The organism is Micromonospora sp. H61 (genome assembly GCF_018070325.1).
In the GTDB taxonomy this organism is placed as follows: Bacteria; Actinomycetota; Actinomycetes; order Mycobacteriales; family Micromonosporaceae; genus Micromonospora; species Micromonospora salmantinae.
Map to the genome: position 1 here is coordinate 1 of NZ_JAGPXY010000216.1, position 1,431 is coordinate 1,431.

General features: G+C 69.1%; 1 protein-coding gene. It reads left to right on the forward strand.

The genetic code is table 11. The features are described 5' to 3' along the window. Positions 1–154 precede the first annotated feature (154 nt). Positions 155–1,431: helix-turn-helix transcriptional regulator (locus KBX08_RS34295; protein ID WP_247670474.1), on the forward strand; the 1,277-nt coding region annotated here is incomplete at its 3' end.

Genomic DNA, 1,431 nt, shown 5'->3' on the forward strand with positions numbered 1-1,431 from the left:
ACAATGGGCACCTGACGATGCTGCCCCATCTGGCAGCGGCCATCGGCCGCACTGATGGTCGGCGCTGCTCGGCCGGCCCGGAAGATTGTCACAGGCGGCAGCTATCGTCTGCACACATCGTGACTGCACGTCTGCAGTAGACCGGGGGTTAGCGATGGCTGACAGCGAGACCAAAGCCGCCCGCCGCAAGCTCGGCCGCCGGCTCGCCCAGTTGCGCAGGGCTGGCGGTCACACCCAGCACGACTTGGCGCGGCTCGTGCAGTATGGCCGCAGCTCCGTGGCGAACACGGAGACGGGTCACCAGCACCCGGACCGTGCCTTCTGGGCGCGCTGCGACACTGTGCTGCAGACCGGTGGCGTGCTCGTCAGTGAGTATGACCGCATCACCGAGCTGAACCGTCAACGACGACGCTCATCGGCGATCCAGGAGGCCAGGAGCCCGTCGGGGCCGGCGACGCCGACCGATGCTGGCCACGACGCCTTTGGAGCTAATGGCGGTGCTGTCCTGTGGGAACGCGAGGACAGCATAGATGCCCGCCGGCTGGCGCTGAAGTCTTCCATCGATGACAACATTCGTCTCGCGTATCTGGAAAACGAGGTCCGGCAGGCGATCGCCGACAACGAGCGCCTCACCCCGGTAATCCTCATAGCGCGTATGCGACCGCTGCGTTCCTACGTCGACCAGCTCATGGCAGGCCGGCAGCACCCACCGCAACGCGCCCGGCTCTACGCCGTCGCCGCGCACCTGTCCGGACTTCTCGGCGCACTCGCTCTTGACCTCGGCGCATTCCGTGCGGCGCACGCCTACGCCGCCGAGGCGTTCGACCTCGCCGAGGCTGCCGAGCAGTCCGACGCACAAGCCTGGGCACGGGCCACGCAAAGCCTGATCGCCTTCTACGCCGGTGACTACCATGACGCGCTGGCCTACGCCCAGGACGGCCTGCGCCGTGGCGGCACCAGCGGGCACCGCATCCGCCTCACGATCAACGGTCAGGCACGGGCCCTCGCCTGTCTCGGCGACCGGTACGGCGTCGACCGCGCCGTCGACCACGCGTTCACCATGCTGTCCGACTACCCGGCCGGCTCGTCGGTCAGCGCTAGTCTCGCCCTCGGCCCGTACTGCCCGGCCAGAACCGCGGCCAACGCGGCGACCGCCTACCTGGCGCTCGGCCGTACCGCGGGTGTCACCAACCATCTCACCACCGCGATCACCGCGTTCGACACCGCAGGGTTGGCTGGCCCGCGCGCACTCTGCCGCCTCGACTTGGCCACCGCGCACCTGCGCGTCAACAACCCCGACCCCGAGGAAGCAGGCGCACTGGCGGTGGAGGCCCTTACCCTCACCGCGGACCAGCGTTTCGAATCGGTCCACCAACGCGCCCGTCAGTTCCTCGCCGCCGCCCACCCCTTCGCTCGCCACCCGCGGCTACG